The sequence below is a fragment of the Anaerolineae bacterium genome (assembly GCA_013178015.1).
In the GTDB taxonomy this organism is placed as follows: Bacteria; Chloroflexota; Anaerolineae; order DRVO01; family DRVO01; genus Ch71.
Genome location: JABLXR010000070.1, coordinates 1 through 16451 on the forward strand (window position 1 = coordinate 1; position 16451 = coordinate 16451).

The following is a 16451-nucleotide window of genomic DNA, read 5'->3' on the forward strand; positions in this document are numbered from 1 at the left end:
GAGCCAGGCTGGGCGCTATCGGACGCTGCATCGCCTCTGTTCCCTGCCTGCTGGCTGGCCGGTGGTGGTTCCTGGCCCGCGCCAGATGGCAGCTCCGCAACGCTGGCTCGACTTTGAGAAAGCCCTAGGCGTGGAGGCGCCGGTCATGGCGATCGGAGGCGACCTAGCCTCCCCGGGGTTGTCGGAGGCAGCCGATCGGCTCCGAGATCAGGCCACAGGGAGGGCATTGTGGCACGCCTCTCCTGCTTCCGCAGCAGGTGCAGCACTCGGGGCCGGTTGTACCGCTGGGCGATGATGCAGGGGACGTTAGCGACTATGGCATAGACCATGTTCATGGCCCAGGCTAAGGGCGGGTTCCACAGGAGGAACAGCACCACCGGTAGGATCGCCACCCAGTGAGTCATCTCGGCGCGGCACGACTCGGCCAGCCATCGGCTCAGATAGGCCCGGTCGTGCGACCGGAGACGATGGATGGTGAAGGCTCCGAAGACCGTTCCGCCCGAGGGCAGCAGTCCCTTCCACCTTCGCACTCGCAGCAGCCTCTGGTATAGCACTCCATCGCGCTCCCAGGCTCGGCTGCGGAAGAGCCAGTGGCCGGGGTCGAAGCGGGCCTCGTCCACCCGGGCTGCGAGGTACCCCACGCTCAGGTGGATGACGACCCAGACAATGGCGTTGACGAGCGCAAGCCCCGGACCCTGCCAGTCCACTAGCGGCATGGTCCTGCCTCAGCCTCCACCGCCGAGCTGGATCACCCGGTCCTTCCATACCGCTCGCCGGAGCACGTACCTGAGCACCAGGGATCTCAGCATGATCAGCCCAAAGAATGCCAGCGGTAGGGGAAACAGCAGTCCTGCCCATGGCTGGAAGCGCCCGATCCGGCGAGCCATCCACAGCACCTGCGCAGCGTAGAGCAGGTATACTGCCGCGTGGGCCAGCACCTGCTGTGTCCCCTCGAAGGGCAGATGCATCAGTGGCCTGACGAAAGCCCCGAAGCATCCCGAGACCCAGGCGATGGAAAGCAGCAGGAAGGACGGACGGATGTACGTCGAGCCCTGAGCGAATCCCTTGCTCCACCCGCTTATCATGGAGGCAAAGCCGTCCGAGTACATGCGAAAAGAGACGCTGCCCCGTCCGCCGTAGGAACTGATCGGGCAGCCTCGCTCCGAGAACCGGCGCGCCAGGATGATGTCTTCCAGAATCTCTCCTCTGGCGGCTGCGTGCCCGCCGACGCTGAGGTAGTCCTCCCGGCTGCAGAGGATGCAGGGCCCGAACGCGCCTGTCGGCGAGAGCCGGTGCCCAAGCGGGGTGAATGCGTTCACCCCGACCATGAGGACAATGTTGAAGAACAGCGAGAGTTGCTCGTACGCCCTGTAAGTCACGTGATAGGGCTGTACTGAGACCATGCCCCCTCGCGCCCGGTAGGCGCTCAGTAGATCCGCCAACGCCTGAGGTTCCAGCCAGGTATCGGCGTCGAGAAAGAGTAGCACGTTCCCGGTGGCCTGCTGCGCTCCGCGCCAGCAGGCCCAGGGCTTTCCCAGCCAGCCCGGAGGCCGCTCGCCCGCTCCGATGACGGTTGCACCGAGAGCGCGAGCCACAGCGGCCGTGTCGTCGCTGGAGTCGTCATCCACCACTATGACTTCATGGGGAATCAGAGCCTGCTGCTGCAGAGAACGCAGGAGCGTGGGGACGCGGAGGGCCTCGTTGCGCGCCGGTATGACCACGGAGACACGGTAGCACGTCTCGAGGTCGGTTGCCGACACCGTCCGTCGGCCCGCGATGGTGGGGACACGCCACAGGAGAAACAGCCCTACTAACCAGAAGAGCACCGAAGTCAGGAGGTCCAAGTGATTGCGCCCCTCCCATCAGCGAGGGCAGGACCCCCTTGGGGCGAGCCCCAGCCCTCCGCTAACCCACATCTGGATGGCATTGTAGCGGAATGAGCGATCGTGTCACGCTCTCCAGGGGGTGCAATAGCTCTCGCTAGGTGCGAAGCCGAGGCCAACATGACTCGCTGGCCTCGGCTCTGTGCCTGATGGGTACGGAGAATGGATGGGGAAGGGGTTACTCCGTGCCTATCGCCACACCTGGTAGTTGGGCGGCTCTTTGGTGATGATGACGTCGTGCGGGTGAGACTCGATCAGGCCGGCGTTGGTGATGCGGATGAACTTGGCCCTGGCCTGCAGATCAGGAATTGTCCTTGCCCCCACGTAGCCCATGCCCGAGCGAACCCCGCCCAGCATCTGGCTGACATACTCGGACAACTTGCCCTTGTAGGGCACCCGACCCTCTATGCCCTCGGGCGAAATCTTGGTCAGCATGGTGTCCATGCCTGAGCCGTAGCGATCTCGCCCAAGTCCGGCCATGGCCCCGAGGGACCCCATGCCCCGGTAGTCCTTGAAGTACTTGCCTTCCAGGAGGACGACATCCCCGGGGCTCTCCTCCAGACCGGCGAGGAGGTTGCCCAGCATCACGGAGTTGGCCCCGGCAGCCAGGGCCTTGACGATGTCCCCCGAGTACTTGATGCCGCCGTCGGCGATCACTGGGACGCCCTTATCCGCCGCCGCTTGGGCGCACTGCCAAATGGCTGTCACCTGAGGCACCCCTACTCCCGCCACCACTCGGGTGGTACAGATGGAGCCTGCACCCACGCCGACTTTGACCGCATCCGCGCCGGCGGCGATCAGGTCCAGTGTCCCTTCCCGGGTGACCACGTTGCCGGAGATCAACTGAAGGTGGGGATGACGACTCTTCACGTATTCTGTCATCTCCAGCACGCCCTTGGTATGGCCGTGAGCGGTATCAATGACTATTGCGTCCACTCCGGCGCGTACCAGCTCCTCCAGTCGCTCCTTGGCGTCACCGGTGACGCCGATGGCCGCGCCCACCAGCAGCCGGCCGCCGGCATCCTGAGCAGCATTGGGGAAGTCGAGCTTCTTCTGGATGTCCTTGACCGTGATGAGACCGCGCAGGACGAAGTCATCATCCACCAGAGGCAGCTTCTCGATGCGGTGTCGCTGCAGGATGGCCTTGGCTTGCTCCAGGGTAGTCCCCAGAGGAGCGGTGATGAGTCCTTCTTTGGTCATGTACTCGCTGACGGGGCGGGTGAGGTCCTCGGCGAAGCGGATGTCCCGGTTGGTGAGAATGCCAACCAGCCGATTACCGTCCTCGACGATGGGCACCCCCGAGATATGGTATCGGCTCATGATAGCCTCGGCCTGGGCCAGGGTGGCGTCAGGTCCCAGGGTGATGGGGTCCACGATCATCCCCGACTCACTGCGCTTGACCTTGTCCACCTCCTCCGCTTGCCTCTCGATGGTCATATTGCGGTGAAGGATGCTCAGGCCTCCCTCGCGCGCCAGCGCGATGGCCATTCGGGACTCGGACACCGTGTCCATGGCAGCCGACAGGATGGGGATGTTCAGACGGAGGCCGCGAGTTGCCTGCACCTGCAAGGAGACTTCCGAAGGTAAGATGGCCGACTTCTGTGGCACCAGGAGGACGTCGTCGAAAGTCAGGGCCTCGTAAGCAGCGAACTCAGGGACCATGAGCCACCACCTCCCAATGGTAGAGCAACGATACCGCCCGCGCCGACTGCCGTCTCCTGTGGCGGGATAAGAGTAACCAACCATTTTGCCACAGCGGCGCCCCCGGAGCAAAGGGAGCCTGACCTCGGGTAGGGCTTTCTCAAAGCCGAGCCAGCGTTGGGCGAGCTGCCATCTGGCGCGGGCCAGGAACCACCACCGGCCAGCGAGCAGGCAGGGAACAGAGGCGCGGCAGCGTCCGATAGCGCCCAGCCTGGCTCCGATAGGCATCTGTGGTGGCTTGCCCCAGGACTTTGGCGACGCCCTAGCCGTCTGGCGCCTTCTGGTTCGAGGTCTCTCCCGAACCCCTGCGCCTGGCCCCTCCTCTCTGCCCAGACTGAAACGCATTCTCAGTTCAGGATCGAGGCGAGGAGGGGACAGGGCGCGCGTGGGCGCGCGCACTCCTCAGAGGGAGGTACAGCAGACGCGATAGGCACTTGGCAGCAGGGCGCGCGCACTCCTCAGAGCGAGGTACAGCAGACGCGATAGGCACTTGGCAGCAGGGCGGGCCCACTCCTCAGAGGGAGGTACAGCAGACGCGATAGGCACTTGGCAGCAGGGCGGGCGCACTCCTCAGAGGGAAGGTGCAGCAGGCGCGACAGGCACTTGGCAGCAGGGCGCGCGCACTCCTCAGAGGCAGGTGCAGCAGGCGCGGTGGGCATGTGGAGGGAGGGCGGACACACTCCTCGGAGGAAGGTGCACCCGGAATGCAGTCGAGCCTGGCCCGCGTAGTCTGAGCGCAGCGAAGGACCTGAGAGGCGGTGTTGATCCGAATCCGTGCCCTGGATGCTGAGCTGTTACCGGGACCGACGTCCGGTTGTTGACAATTGCGGCCGGGGGCTGGTAGCATCTGCGCTAGTATCATACGTGGGCTCTTATCCAGAGAGGCAGAGGGACCGGCCCGGCGAAGCCTCGGCATCCGAACCGCGATCGGTTGCGGTGCCAATTCCGGCAGACATACGTCTGGAAGATGAGAGCGCGACGACGACGTCTTGCGCCTCTTCGCCTTCCGGTGGAGAGGCGCGATGAGTTAACCGGAGGTGTGATGAGCGTCACTTTCGCTATCCCTGCCCCTTACCGCCGGGCCACCGACGGCAAGGCTGAGGTCGAGGTCCAGGCGGCGACGGTGGCCGAGGCCATAGAGGCCCTCAACCGGCAGCATCCGGACATGGGCCACCGTCTGCTGAAGGACCGCGACCGGCTCAACCCCTACGTGAGTGTCTATCTGAACGGGGAGCGGTTGCACGGCTCCGAGGCCCTGAGCCGAACCCTGCAGGACGGTGACCGCCTGGTGATCATGCCTGTCATCGGCGGAGGGAACTGACCGTGATAGTGATGAAGTTCGGGGGAACCTCCGTGGGCGACGCCACCCGCATTGCCCACGCCGCCCGCTTGGCCTGCGAGGCCGTGCCGGGGTCGGCATCGGACGGGAGCGCCGCCCCGGTGGTCGTGGTAGTCTCGGCCATGGCCGGTGTCACTAACGCCCTCCGCGACGTGGCTCGGCTGGCGGCTGAGGGGAACGTGCAGGGCTACCGACGGGCGGTGGAGGTGCTGCGAGCAAGTCACCGCGCTGTGGCCGATGCTCTGCTCGAAGGGCAGGAGCGTCAGCGGGCCCTTGAGTTCGTTGACGAACGCTTGGACGAAGTGCTCACTCTCTGCCACAGCCTCTCCGTCATCGGGGAGGTCACCCTCCGCGCCCTGGACCGCATTTCGGGCATAGGGGAGAAGCTCTCCGCCTCCCTCCTGGCTGCCACCCTGAGGGCACGCGGGCGGGAGGCGGCGTACGTGGACGCCACCGAGGTGGTGGTGACCGATAGCAGCTTTGGCGGCGCCAGCCCTCTGTTGGAGGAGACGCGCGCCCGTGCCGCCCAGGTAGTGCGCCCCCTAGTGGAAGCCGGCACTATCCCCGTGATCACTGGCTACATCGGGGCGGACCGCAGCGGAACCCCGACCACCCTGGGTCGAGGCGCCGGCGACTACTCCGCTGCCATAATGGGCGCCTGTCTGGATGCGGACGAAGTCTGGATCTGGACGGACGTAGACGGCATCCTCACCGCCGACCCCAAGATCGTGCCTCAGGCGTGTACTCTGGAGGAGCTCACCTACGTGGAGGCGGCCCAACTGGCGTACTTCGGCGCCGAAGTGCTGCACCCGAAGACGGTCAAGCCTCTGGTGGAGCGGGGCATCCCCCTACGCATCCGCAACACCTTCAACCCGCAGCACCCCGGCACTCTCATCGTCGGGCAGTCCTCCCGCGTCAACAGCGGCCCCCGTGCTATTATCACCAGCAAGGGCCTGAGCGCTATCGCCGTGGTGGGAAACACCGACGGCTGGTCGGCGGCCGTATCAGCCCGCGCCCTGGTGGCCTTGTCTCGCGCCGGAAGCGAGGTGCTTATGTTCGGCCAGTCCTTCGTGGACAAGACCATCGCCTTGCTAGTGCGGGGGCAGGATACCGAGCATTCGGTGGCGGCGCTGAAGCGGGAGTTTCAGGAAGAGCTGGAAGGTGGCGTAGTGCGCGAGGTGACGGTCCAGCGACCGGTGGCCTCAGTATCGGTGGTGGGGGCGGCGGCCGATGACTCCTACTCCCTGGCCTCCCGCACCTTCGCCGCCCTGGGCAAACAGCGCACTCCCGTCCTCAGCATCGCTCAGGCCTACTCCGAGTACAACGTCACCTTCGTCGTCCCCCAGGACGTGGTGGACGAGACGGTCTGTTTCATCCACGCCGAGCTGGGCCTGGGCGGCTGAACCTAGGGCAAGCAGGAACGCCAAGAAGGAACGACAAGCAGGAGCGCGAAGCGCGAACGACAAGCGGTAGGGCGAAGCGGAAATGCCAAGCCTGAACGCCGGGGGCTGAACCCCCCGGCTACCTAGGCAAAGCCCACTTTCGTGGGCTGAGGCCATTCCCCAGCCGGCCGTAGGGCCGGCTTCGCATCTCTAGCACGCGGGTTTACCCCGTGCGTCCTCCCCAACGTACTCCCCCGTGCGTCCTACCCTGCACACTCCCTTGCGTCCTCGCCTACAACTCCTGCGCACACTCCTGCGCAGTCGCGTCCGTACTGGGCCGGCGGAATGTACTTCGCTTGGCCACCCCGTCCGCTTGCCAGGGCCGCCCTCACTGGGCCATTATCAGACACGCCCTTCCCCGCAGGAGGAGAGACTATGGCAGAAGCCCAGCGACTGTGGCGCATCGCCCTCGCGCCTCTAGCCCAGCCGGACACCATCGCCCACGGTGTCGCCAAGATGGCATCTGCGGTGGAGGAGTGTGCCCGCCGGGGCGTGAGCATCGTCTGTTTCCCGGAGACCTACATTCCTGGGCTGCGTGGAGGGCGTCTGGAGATGCCGGCTCCGAACCAGCCACAGATGCAGTGGGCTCTGGAGCAGATGCAGGCTGTCTGCCGCCGCGGTAACGTGGCCGCCATAGTCGGCATGGAGTGGATAGGCGAGCGTGGGCTGGAGAACCGTGCCTTCGTGCTGGACCGCTCGGGCGCGGTTCTGGGCTACCAGACCAAGAACCAGATCACCCCTGGCGGAGAGGAGGAGAACTACGTCCCTGATGGCAAGCGCAGCCTCTTCGCCGTAGATGGAGTGACATTCGGCATCGTCATCTGCCACGAAGGCTGGCGCTACCCGGAGACCGTGCGCTGGGCCGCCGTCCGAGGGGCTCAGGTCATCTTCCAGCCGCAGCAGACTGTGGGCGATCGCAATGGCCAACCCCTGGAAACATGGGGCCAGTCCTTCTACGAGAAGGCCATGGTGTGCCGGGCGCAGGAGAACAGCGTCTATTTCGCCAGCGTCAACCGAGCTACGCCAGACCAGAACTCGGCCACCAGCCTCATAGACCCAAAGGGCAACCTGGTCGCCTACGTGCCCTACGGCGCCGAGGAGCTTCTCGTCGCCGACCTGGACCTCTCCCTGGCCACTCGCTTCTACGCCACCCGCTATCACCCCGAGTGGTACCCGGGGTGAGGGGGACGCGGAGAGGGGGAGACAGGGAGAGGGGGTGACGGGGAGATGGGGAGACGTGTGTGGTGTCTCCTCTCCGTGTCCCCGCGTCTCCCCCTCTCCGCGTCTCCCCCTCTCCCCTCATTCCCTCCCAGGAGGTAGATATGAACACACGCATTGGAGTGATCGGGCTGGGAATCGGCGAGCGGCACCTTCAGGAGTACAGCCGCCTCGAAGGGGTGCGGCTGAGCGCGGTGGCGGAGCCGCGGCCTGAACGGGCGGAGAGGGCCCGTTCCCTGTACGGTGTCCGCACCTACAGCGATGGGCTGGAGATGATCGAGCAGGAACCGCTGGACGCCGTCAGCATTTGCACCCCGCCTGCCTCTCACCGCATTCTGGCCCAGGCAGCCGCTGCCAAGGGCCTCCATGTACTGCTGGAGAAGCCCATGGCTCCCTCGGTGGCCGACTGCGACGCCATCAGCGAAGCCTGCCGGAGAGCCGGCGTGGTGTTGCTGCTCGGCTTCAAGAAGCGCTCCTCTCCTCCGTTCCGCTTCCTCAAGCAGCAGGAGCGGCGGTGGGGGCGGCCCCGCGTGCTGCACGTCCGCTACCAGTTAGGCCCGGTGGACAAGGACTGGTTCTGGGACGAGAAAGACGGCGGGGGACCGTTCATCGAGAACACCGCCCATGCCTTCGACATGCTTCGGTTCCTGCTGGGCGACGCCGAGAGAGTCTACGCCGAGGGTGGCCGGTTCTTCGCCGCCGGGCGGGACCTCACTTCGGAGGCCGTAGCCACCATCCGCTTCCGCAACGGCAGCATCGTCTCTCTGGCTGCGGGGTCAGGCGGAATCTGGGGTTACGATCAGAGCGAGCGTTGGGTCCTCAACTACGACCTGCTCAATGCCGAGTTGAGCGGTCCCTTCGACTCGCCGCGCCTTCTGCGGATGATGCGACGGGACGCCGCGACGACCGAAGAGCGCTGGTGGGCGGAGACGAGCGGCTGGCCGGAGCAGATGCAGCACTTCCTGGCCTGTGTGCGCGGACAGGAGGAGCCCCGAGCGACGGCTGAGGATGGCAGGGCAGCGCTCGAACTGGGGCTGGCGCTCAAGCAGTCCATTCGGGAGGGTCGGCCAGTGGACCTCCAGACGCGTTAGTGGCGCGCACGGCGTCGGCGCGTCGCCCGAGCTCGCCAGCGCAGATCGAAAGCTCCGCTGGCATTCTCTCCCCGAACTCGCAGCTGGTAGACGCCCGGTTGTAGGATGGGTATCTTGATCCGCGCAGAGCCAGAGCCGCGCAGGCAGCATTGCCATAGGATCAAGCCCTCGTGGTCGGCTAGCTCCAGGTAGAGCCGCCCGCGGCGCAAGTCGGCCTGGTAGCGCAGCCAGAGGTGACCACGGCGCCCGATGCGGACGACTCGCCACTCGCACCCGTGGAACCACATGTAGCGGAAGGCCATGTAGTCTGGCCCGCTGCTGCCCCGCCAGTCGAGCCTGATGTCATTGCGGGGCGGCTCCCACAGAGAGGCGAAGTACGCCTGGCGGCTCTCGTCTTCCTCGCCGAGGGCTGCCATCGGGTGTGGTCCGCCGTGGGGACTTATCATCCGGGCACCTCCAGCTGCTGCGCCACGGGGCGGGATGGGGGTGCAGAGAGGCATGACAGCAATATATAACAACATTATGCCCTTGATTAGCGTTCACGTCAACGCGGCCTGGATGCCGGAGGGTGGAAGTGGTGAGTGGTGAGTGCCAGGCCGTCACCGGCTATGCGCTCTCCACTCACCACTTCCACCTGACGTCGCCGTCCGCTTCCGTGCCTGACGGTCGGACGCACTCCGCCGAAGGCGAGGCGCGATCAGGGGATGCGCTTGCGGAACTCCTGATACTCGTCCTCGCCCCGGATCAGGCCCAGCTCGAGCTGGTAGTTCCTTTCCTCCCCGGGCTCGAGGAACACCAAGGTGCCTTCGGCCCGATCCACGTCCCGGCCGAGGACGCCGCAGTTAGAGGGCTCGATGCCCATGACGTAATCGCCCTCGCCCATCATCTTCCACTGGACGAAGCGGGGCAGTTGTTCCTTCCGGTACTTGACGTAGAGCCCGAAGGGCTCACCTTCCCACAAGGTGAAGTTGATCAGCCCGACCCACACGTTCCCCTCGTCGTCGGGCTGCATCTCATGGAAGTATACCTTCTCGGCGAACTCGGGGGTGGGGTTGATGACCAGGTACCACTCGTGGCCGTCCCGCCGCGCTTCGGCGTCCCGAGGGGTCACCCTGGTGGAGGGAGTGAGCAGACGCGAGCCAGCATCCACCAGCGGGAAGCCCAGGTTGATGTGATAGAGGATCTGGTGGGGCACCCGGTGATAGCTCTCATTGCGCACCACGTCCTCGATGAAGAACCGGCGCTCGCCCACCCGACCCCAAATCCTGCGGAACAGGCTGAGGTTCTCTCCGAATACCACGCTCTCTCGCATCTCACCGCTGGCCGACACGACATAGTTATCGCCGTCCCAGCAGCCAGCTGCCTGCACGCCGCTAGCGGGAAGGTTGCTGATACGACCGTGCAACCCCAGCTCACCGCCGAAGTCTACTGTGGGCGCCCCCACGTAGCTGAGCCCGCAGGTAGTGACGAGCCCTCCAGCGAAGGATCGGAGCCAACCTAGCCCTTCGGGCTCGAAGTACGTCGGCGCCGTCACTCCGACGCCAGAGTGCCAGGCCAGCGACATCCCCCGGTACCGGGCGGCGAAGATGTCCATGCCCCGGTCGGGCACCACCGTGAACTCGAACCCATCCCCCAAGTCGAAGTCGATCACGCGCACGCCTCTGGCGCGGCCCTCGGTGAGCTCCGCCTGACGCACGCCCCCGACCTGACTGAAGGATCCGATGCGGCGCATCAGGTCGTTGCGGGTGTAGTCGTGACCGAAGAGTTGGACCATCAGACACCTCCATGTGCGTTGGTTGAGTTGCAGGGAGCGGAATGTCTGATACGTGACGAGTGATGCATGAAGCGTGGTACACGCATCTGCGTATCACGCTTCACCTATCACGTGTCACGTATCACGTGTCCCCAGTCTTGCTCCGATGAACTGCGGTCGGCCCCGAACGAACTCCTCCGCCGGCATTCGCGGCCGACCCTCTGGCTGCACGGTCAGCAGCCGCAGCAGGCCCCGTCCGGTACCCACAGCCACCGCCCCGTTCACCCGAACCACGGTGCCGGGCTCGGCCAGAGCGTCGGTCTTTGGCACCTCGGCCCGCCAGACCTTGAGCAGCGTGCCCTCCCAGTGAGTGTAGGCTCCCGGCCAGGGGTCCATGGCCCGGCACAGCCGCTCCAGGTAGTCTGCCGGGCGGGTCCACTGCATCTCGCCATCCTCACGGGTCAAGGGCCGGGTGATGGTGGCCTGGCGTTCGTCCTGGGGCTCTGGGTGAAGGCTGCCCGCCAGCCAGCCGGGCAGGACGTCCCGCAGGAGGTCCGCTCCCAGCTCCGCCAGCCTCTCCTCCAGAGAGCCGCGGGTGTCGTCAGGCTGAATGGGGGTGCTGTCGCGGGCGAGGACCGGCCCCGTGTCCATGCCTTCGTCCAGGAGCATGATGCTGACCCCGGTCTCGCCATCTCCGTTCAGTATGGCCGCCGAGACGGGGGAGGCACCCCGGTATCGGGGCAGGAGGGAAGCGTGCACGTTCAGGAAGCCCCTGGCCGGCACGTCCAGCACCTCCCTGGGGAGGATCTCCCCGTAGGCCGCCACCACACCACAGTCGGGCTGCAGGGAGCGCAGGTGTTCCAGCGCCTTTCTTCCCCGCAGATGCTCGGGCTGCCACACCGGCAGGCCCAGCTCCCGCGCCGCCCGCTTCACTGGCGGCTCCTGGAATCTTCGGCCCCTGCCGGCTGGGCGGTCGGGCTGGGTGATGACCTCCACCACGTGGAAGTGCTGCGCCAGCTCCCGCAATGAGGGCACGCCGAACTGGGGTGACCCGAGGAAGACGATGCGGGCCCCCGATGGATACTGTGTCCGGCCCCTGTCTGACGACGGAGGAACAACCATGTGGTTCAGGGCTCCCTTACACCAGTGCCAACCTGTCCCAAGGGTAACACCAGATCCTGCCGCCACGTCGGTCGCCCCCGACGTGGTCGGCGCCCGTCGGGCTGATTCTACTACCCGGCGGGCGCGGGCTCAAGGGCAGATCGGACGAAGGTGCAAGTCAGAATCAGGGACACGGGAGGCGGATGGGGCGGGCGAGCCTCTCGCCTCGCCCGGACCCTGTGCCGAGCCCCAGCGACCTGGCCGCCGCCCGGGCCTCAGCCGTCCACGTAGGGCGTGCAGCCCAGTTCCACCTTGAAGTCTTGCAGCAGTTCGGGGATCTCGCCGCCCGCATCCGCCAGCATCCTCTGGCGCATGGCCCGGACGACGTCCGGGTATTCTGGGGCCAGGTTGGTCTGCAAGTCCGGATCCTCCGCCAGGCGGTGCAGCAGAGGTGCCTCTCCCCAGACGCTGTCGTTGTACCACCATTGGTCGTCTATGACGGTGATGGTGGCGTTCCAACCAATGGACACGTGCTCCCGCCCCTGGCCCCCGCTTGCGACAACCGGCCACAGGTCCATGCCCTCCATCTCTGGCAGTGGCTCCACGCCCGCCAGCGACAGCATGGTGGTCATGAGATCCAGATTGTAGGCGAGAGCATGGCAGGCGGTGCCGGCGGCCTCGCCCTTGGGATGGCGGATCATCATCACCAGATCGGCCACAGCTCGCGTCATGGGGTGGCCCTGCTTGCTGATCAGCCCTTTGTCGCAGGGTTCCACCCCGATGTTGTGCCCGTGATCGCTGATGACGCCCACCACGGTATCCTCCAGCCGGCCGCTGTGGCGCAGCGTCTCCATGAAGTAGCCGAACCAGCGGTCTACCATGGTCACCTCGCCGGCGTAGTTGGCCTGCAGGCGCCTGATCTGGCGCGGGGTGAGCCGACCGCGCATGGGGCCATAGAGGGATTGGATGATGTTCTCCACATCGTCGTCGGGGTCATAGAGGCGGCGGTAGTGATCGGGTGGATCCCACGGCTCGTGAGGATCGAAGGAGTCCACGACGAGGAAGAAGTCTTCGGCGTCCTGGTTGTCCCAGAGCCAGCGCGAGGCTTCGGTGAAGACGCGCGCCGGGTAGTAGTCGGCCTCGTTCATACGGTAGGAGTTGTTGCGCAGGTACGTCTCCAGGAAGGCTGCCAGCCGCGGGTCGTCCTCCGGTGGGACAGGCATGTGGGCTGCCACCTGGCCTCGGGGCACGGGAGGGCCGCTCCGATAGGGGTCGGTCTCCTGCCCCCGGATCCAGACCCACTCGTCGAACCCGCGGTGGAAGTTCTTGGAGGGCTTGAACTGGTGATAGGTGTCGGTGATGAAGGCGGTGCGGTAGCCCTGCTGCTGCAGCATCTCGGAGACGGTGGTCTTCTCCTCCTCGATGGGGCCCCAGCCGGCCGCGCCCACAAAGTCCCCCTTGTACGGCCGATGCCCTCGGAAAGGGAAGGTACGGGTAATGGTGTGCAGGGCCCGGCGCACCGGCAGGGTGGGCAGGGATTCGGGGTAGGCCCGGGTGAAGCGAACGGACTCGGCAGCGAAGGCGTCCAGGTGGGGGGTGCGTATCCATTCGTTGCCGTAGGCCCCCACGTGATCTTGTCGTTGGGAGTCCAAGATGACCAGTACCAGGTTCATGGTTCCTCCTCGGTGTAGTTCGGCCCGGGAGGGATGATACACGCTTCAGGGTGGAGCGTCATGCCCGGCCGGCGTCAGCTCTGGCCTGGAGGCGCTGATGGAGGGCTGTAGGGCGCAGACCGGGCGGTACCCGGCACCGGGGCCGGCCTGCCTGATGTGGCGCCGGCATGTCGCCGACATACAGACGGGCAAGCCCCCAGCCTGGGGACTTGCCCGGTCGGCCGGCCCTCCTGGCGCGCGGCCTACCTCAGGAACTTGGAGACGAAGGGAGAGGTGTCGCCCAGTCTGAGGAAGTGGCCCGAGGGTCCCTCGCCCAGGAACTCCGAGAACCAGGCCTCGTGCTCGATCTCCTCGTGGAGGATCGCCAGCGATAGGTCGTAGGTGCGGTGGTCCTTGCCCGCGGTGAGGTTGCAGATGTGGGTGTACCCGCGCACGGCGCAGCGCTCGGCCTCCACCAGCACCATCAGCATCGCCTTGACGTCGGTGGGATCCTGGGGCAGCCGCGCCGGAGGGCAGGCCGAGATGTCGTGGAACTCCTTCATGTTGTCTGGCAGCTTGCCGCCCAACTCGTAGATGCGGGGCACCAGAGCCTCGAAGTGGTTGCGGTCCTCGATGCGAGCTGCCTCGGCGATCTGCTTGATACCCTCGCCCTCCAGCCCGATGAGGTTCACCCTGAGAATGGTGTAATAGTAGTAGGTCGTCAGTTCGGCCGCCGCGTTCCTGACCAGCAGGTCGAGGAGCTCATCGAGGTTCACTCCCGCCTTGACAACCATCTCCCTAGCTACCTTCGCCATGACTTGCCTCCATCCTAACGAGATTGACCCACGCGCCGAGTACCGTGCCCCACTCTAGCGAGACTTCGATCCTCGGTCAACTGCCTAGCTGGCCTCCGGGGGGCACGTGGGCCGCAGACGGCGCCGAGCCCGCGGTGGATGGAGAGGCCCGTGCTATCTTTGACGAACTCCTCCACAAGCTGTATCAATGCCGCAGTCTCGTCTGCCTGCCCCAGGAGGATATCATGACCTCTCGCGAGCGCATCGCCAAAGCCCTGAGCTTCCAGGAGCCGGATCGTGTCCCCATCACCGACTCGCCGTGGACGGCAACAGTGGACCGATGGTACGAGGAGGGACTCCCGCGGGACGTGACCGCCGCCGAGTACTTCGGGTACGAACTGGTCAACTTCGGCTCCGACACTACTCCCATGTTCCCCATCAAGGTGCTCGAAGAGACCGATGAGTACGTCATCGAGACCACTTCCGAGGGCGGCGTGCGGCGCAACCACAAGGATTACTCCACCACCCCTGAGATCATTGACTATCCCTGCAAGACTCGGGAAGATTGGGAGCGCATCAAGCCCCGTCTGATCCCCGGCAAGCACAGGGTGGACTGGACCGGAGAGGGGCTCCCATACCGACAGGAAGGGCTGCGTGCCCGGCATGAGCCCGAGCGGCCCTCCTGGTACAAGGGGCTCGACGGGTGTCGCCAGGCCCGCGCCGACGGCAAGTTCGTGTGCTACTCCGCCGCTATTGGCTACGACAAGATCCAGTCCTACGTCGCCACCGAGCGCCTGCTCATGGCCATCATTGATGAGCCAGATTGGGTGGTGGACATGTACGAGACCGATGCGGACCTGGCCCTGGCCCAGTACGAGATCATGACGGAGGGCGGGTTCGAGTTCGATGGGGCCTTCATGTACTGCGACCTGGGCTACCGCAACGGCCTGCTGTTCTCTCCCAAGCATTACGAGCAGCAGCTGCATCCCGTCTTCAAGCGTGTCTTTGGCTACTTCAACGATCGAGGCCTGCCCGTCATCCTGCACTGCTGCGGCAACGTGAAGGAGCTCATACCGTATTTCATAGACGAGGGCCTGCGCTGCCTCCAGCCTCTGGAGGTCAAGGCAGGGATGGACGTGGTGGCGCTTAAGCGGGAGTACGGGCGGGACATGGCCTTCATGGGGGGCATCGACGTGCGCACCATGACCGATCCCCAGGCCATCGAGGAGGAGATCGCCCGCAAGTTCCCGGTGGCCATGAAGGGCGGGGGGTACATCTACCACTCCGACCACTCCATCCCCAACAACGTCAGCTTCCAGGACTATCGCAGGGTGATGGACCTGGTGCGCAAGTATGGACAGTACTCGTAGAGACTGTGCCGCTGTGGCGGCGGTTGGTGAGGGTTGCCCGCAACTGGCCATGCCCCTAGAATAGTGGTCTCACATGTGACTACATGGACGGGACGGTGATCGGACGATGGAGATAGGTGTAAGGGAATTCAAGGCGCGGGCCTCTGAAGTACTGCGGGAGGTGCGGGAGAGCCGAGCACGCTACGTGATCAGCTACAGGGGACGACCGGTCGCGGCCCTGGTTCCGCTAGAGACTCCAGCAGCTGAGGCCGATGTCGGCATGGATGCCTGGGCAGAACTGGAACGCCTCGGCGAGGAGATAGCCGAAGCGTGGACCTCGCCAATGAGCAGCACTGAGCTGCTCACGCAGATGCGTCGTTGAGTACCTGCCGTGGCGCGGGTCTACACCGTGGATGCCAGTGTCTTCCTTAACGCCTTCAATCGTTTCGAGTCAGGCTACGAGACGAGTAGGGAGTTCCTCTCAAGGCTACGTGATTGGGCGCTTCCCATCGTGGTGCCAACGCTGATCCTTCCGGAAGTGGCAGCAGTTGTCAGCCGAGCTCAGAACAGCACAGGGCGGGCGCAGGCATTCGCCCGGCACCTGCAGCGCCTGCCACACCTGGTTCTTGTGCCGTTGGACACCGTCCTGGCCCAGGAGGCGGTGAACGTCGCCGCCCAGTGGCAGATGGGAGGCAGCGATGCGGTGTACGCGGCCGTTGCCCGGCGCTTTGGGAGCATTCTGGTCAGCCTGGACAGACAGCAGAGGGAGCGCGTCAGCCCGGCGGTGCCAGGGCTCAGCCCAGAAGAGGCTCTGGCCGACCTGAACGGTGAGGGGTCGCCCTAACCACTCAGCCCCCACACCGATGCCGGAGGGCCACGCTGGGTGGCGCCACGCAGACGAGGCACCGCAGACGTGCTCAGCGCCTGTCCCGCCTGTTAGGGCAGACCAGCATAGACACGGGGTCGCCGAGTCAGCTCCTCGGACGGTAGAGCGTTACCCTGTCGCCGCGGTCATTCGCCACGCAGGTCGGCGGCTGCGCCCGCAGCCACACGACGACGGCCAGGTCCCCTACGGACCCTCCGGCGTTCCGGGAGAGGAACAGGAGCGCAGGTGGCAACCATTCGTGC

At 65.5% G+C, this 16451-nt stretch carries 15 protein-coding genes and 1 riboswitch; of the genes, 7 read left to right on the top strand and 8 right to left on the bottom strand.

Annotated features, from left to right (window positions below; genetic code table 11):
- Positions 1-143 precede the first annotated feature (143 nt).
- From HPY83_18370 to guaB, 3 genes are all read right to left on the bottom strand, one after another.
- A complete protein-coding gene (locus tag HPY83_18370; GenBank protein ID NPV09913.1) occupies positions 144-716 on the bottom strand; it encodes a hypothetical protein in 573 nt (190 codons plus the stop codon).
- Positions 717-725: 9 nt separating this feature from the next.
- Positions 726-1844: a glycosyltransferase gene (locus HPY83_18375; protein ID NPV09914.1), complete on the bottom strand. Its 1119-nt coding sequence runs from the start codon at positions 1842-1844 to the stop codon at positions 726-728.
- A gap of 228 nt (positions 1845-2072) precedes the next feature.
- Positions 2073-3545 (bottom strand): IMP dehydrogenase, encoded by a 1473-nt coding sequence (guaB, locus tag HPY83_18380; protein ID NPV09915.1) that lies wholly within the window; start codon positions 3543-3545, stop codon positions 2073-2075.
- Positions 3546-4453: 908 nt separating this feature from the next.
- Positions 4454-4558: riboswitch (SAM riboswitch) on the top strand.
- A gap of 68 nt (positions 4559-4626) precedes the next feature.
- On the opposite strand from guaB, the gene HPY83_18385 reads away from it, so the two are divergent.
- The 4 genes from HPY83_18385 to HPY83_18400 all read left to right on the top strand — a co-directional run bounded on the left by HPY83_18385 (position 4627) and on the right by HPY83_18400 (position 8674).
- Positions 4627-4905 carry a MoaD family protein gene (locus tag HPY83_18385; GenBank protein NPV09916.1) on the top strand — a complete coding sequence of 93 codons (279 nt, stop codon included), beginning with the start codon at positions 4627-4629 and terminating at the stop codon, positions 4903-4905.
- Between the two features lie 2 nt (positions 4906-4907).
- Positions 4908-6326, top strand: coding sequence for an aspartate kinase (locus tag HPY83_18390; protein NPV09917.1), 1419 nt, complete (start codon positions 4908-4910; stop codon positions 6324-6326).
- 414 nt (positions 6327-6740) lie between these two features.
- On the top strand, positions 6741-7547 hold the full coding sequence (locus HPY83_18395; protein ID NPV09918.1) for a carbon-nitrogen hydrolase family protein: 807 nt from the start codon (positions 6741-6743) through the stop codon (positions 7545-7547).
- A 140-nt stretch (positions 7548-7687) separates the two neighbouring features.
- Complete coding sequence (locus tag HPY83_18400; GenBank protein NPV09919.1) at positions 7688-8674, top strand: Gfo/Idh/MocA family oxidoreductase; 987 nt, start codon at positions 7688-7690, stop codon at positions 8672-8674.
- Here the strand turns inward: HPY83_18400 and HPY83_18405 are convergent.
- The 5 genes from HPY83_18405 to HPY83_18425 form a co-directional block, all read right to left on the bottom strand.
- Complete coding sequence (locus HPY83_18405; protein NPV09920.1) at positions 8671-9120, bottom strand: hypothetical protein; 450 nt, start codon at positions 9118-9120, stop codon at positions 8671-8673. The genes HPY83_18400 and HPY83_18405 overlap by 4 nt on opposite strands.
- 251 nt (positions 9121-9371) lie before the next feature.
- Positions 9372-10448 (bottom strand): aldose 1-epimerase family protein, encoded by a 1077-nt coding sequence (locus tag HPY83_18410; GenBank protein ID NPV09921.1) that lies wholly within the window; start codon positions 10446-10448, stop codon positions 9372-9374.
- A 114-nt stretch (positions 10449-10562) separates the two neighbouring features.
- The gene (locus HPY83_18415; protein NPV09922.1) at positions 10563-11549 is read right to left on the bottom strand and encodes a methionyl-tRNA formyltransferase; all 987 of its coding nucleotides are present in this window, start codon (positions 11547-11549) and stop codon (positions 10563-10565) included.
- 254 nt (positions 11550-11803) lie between these two features.
- On the bottom strand, positions 11804-13201 hold the full coding sequence (locus HPY83_18420) for a sulfatase (protein ID NPV09923.1): 1398 nt from the start codon (positions 13199-13201) through the stop codon (positions 11804-11806).
- 242 nt (positions 13202-13443) lie between these two features.
- Positions 13444-13995: a DNA protection protein DPS gene (locus HPY83_18425; GenBank protein NPV09924.1), complete on the bottom strand. Its 552-nt coding sequence runs from the start codon at positions 13993-13995 to the stop codon at positions 13444-13446.
- Positions 13996-14219: 224 nt separating this feature from the next.
- Here HPY83_18425 and HPY83_18430 point away from each other — a divergent pair, with 224 nt between their 5' ends.
- From HPY83_18430 to HPY83_18440, 3 genes are all read left to right on the top strand, one after another.
- Positions 14220-15344, top strand: a complete 1125-nt coding sequence (locus tag HPY83_18430) for a hypothetical protein (GenBank protein NPV09925.1) — start codon at positions 14220-14222, stop codon at positions 15342-15344.
- Positions 15345-15450: 106 nt separating this feature from the next.
- Positions 15451-15705 (top strand): type II toxin-antitoxin system Phd/YefM family antitoxin, encoded by a 255-nt coding sequence (locus HPY83_18435; GenBank protein NPV09926.1) that lies wholly within the window; start codon positions 15451-15453, stop codon positions 15703-15705.
- 9 nt (positions 15706-15714) lie between these two features.
- On the top strand, positions 15715-16167 hold the full coding sequence (locus HPY83_18440) for a type II toxin-antitoxin system VapC family toxin (protein ID NPV09927.1): 453 nt from the start codon (positions 15715-15717) through the stop codon (positions 16165-16167).
- The last annotated feature ends 284 nt before the right edge of the window (positions 16168-16451 follow it).

Excerpts from the sequence above, each read along its gene's own strand:
- HPY83_18385 (NPV09916.1), top strand. The coding sequence starts at position 4,627 with ATGAGCGTCACTTTCGCTATCCCTGCCCCTTACCGCCGGGCCACCGAC.
- HPY83_18435 (NPV09926.1), top strand. The coding sequence starts at position 15,451 with ATGGAGATAGGTGTAAGGGAATTCAAGGCGCGGGCCTCTGAAGTACTG.
- HPY83_18415 (NPV09922.1), bottom strand. The coding sequence starts at position 11,549 with ATGGTTGTTCCTCCGTCGTCAGACAGGGGCCGGACACAGTATCCATCG.
- HPY83_18425 (NPV09924.1), bottom strand. The coding sequence starts at position 13,995 with ATGGCGAAGGTAGCTAGGGAGATGGTTGTCAAGGCGGGAGTGAACCTC.
- HPY83_18395 (NPV09918.1), top strand. The coding sequence starts at position 6,741 with ATGGCAGAAGCCCAGCGACTGTGGCGCATCGCCCTCGCGCCTCTAGCC.
- HPY83_18370 (NPV09913.1), bottom strand. The coding sequence starts at position 716 with ATGCCGCTAGTGGACTGGCAGGGTCCGGGGCTTGCGCTCGTCAACGCC.
- HPY83_18410 (NPV09921.1), bottom strand. The coding sequence starts at position 10,448 with ATGGTCCAACTCTTCGGTCACGACTACACCCGCAACGACCTGATGCGC.
- guaB (NPV09915.1), bottom strand. The coding sequence starts at position 3,545 with ATGGTCCCTGAGTTCGCTGCTTACGAGGCCCTGACTTTCGACGACGTC.
- HPY83_18405 (NPV09920.1), bottom strand. The coding sequence starts at position 9,120 with ATGATAAGTCCCCACGGCGGACCACACCCGATGGCAGCCCTCGGCGAG.
- HPY83_18400 (NPV09919.1), top strand. The coding sequence starts at position 7,688 with ATGAACACACGCATTGGAGTGATCGGGCTGGGAATCGGCGAGCGGCAC.
- HPY83_18430 (NPV09925.1), top strand. The coding sequence starts at position 14,220 with ATGACCTCTCGCGAGCGCATCGCCAAAGCCCTGAGCTTCCAGGAGCCG.
- HPY83_18420 (NPV09923.1), bottom strand. The coding sequence starts at position 13,201 with ATGAACCTGGTACTGGTCATCTTGGACTCCCAACGACAAGATCACGTG.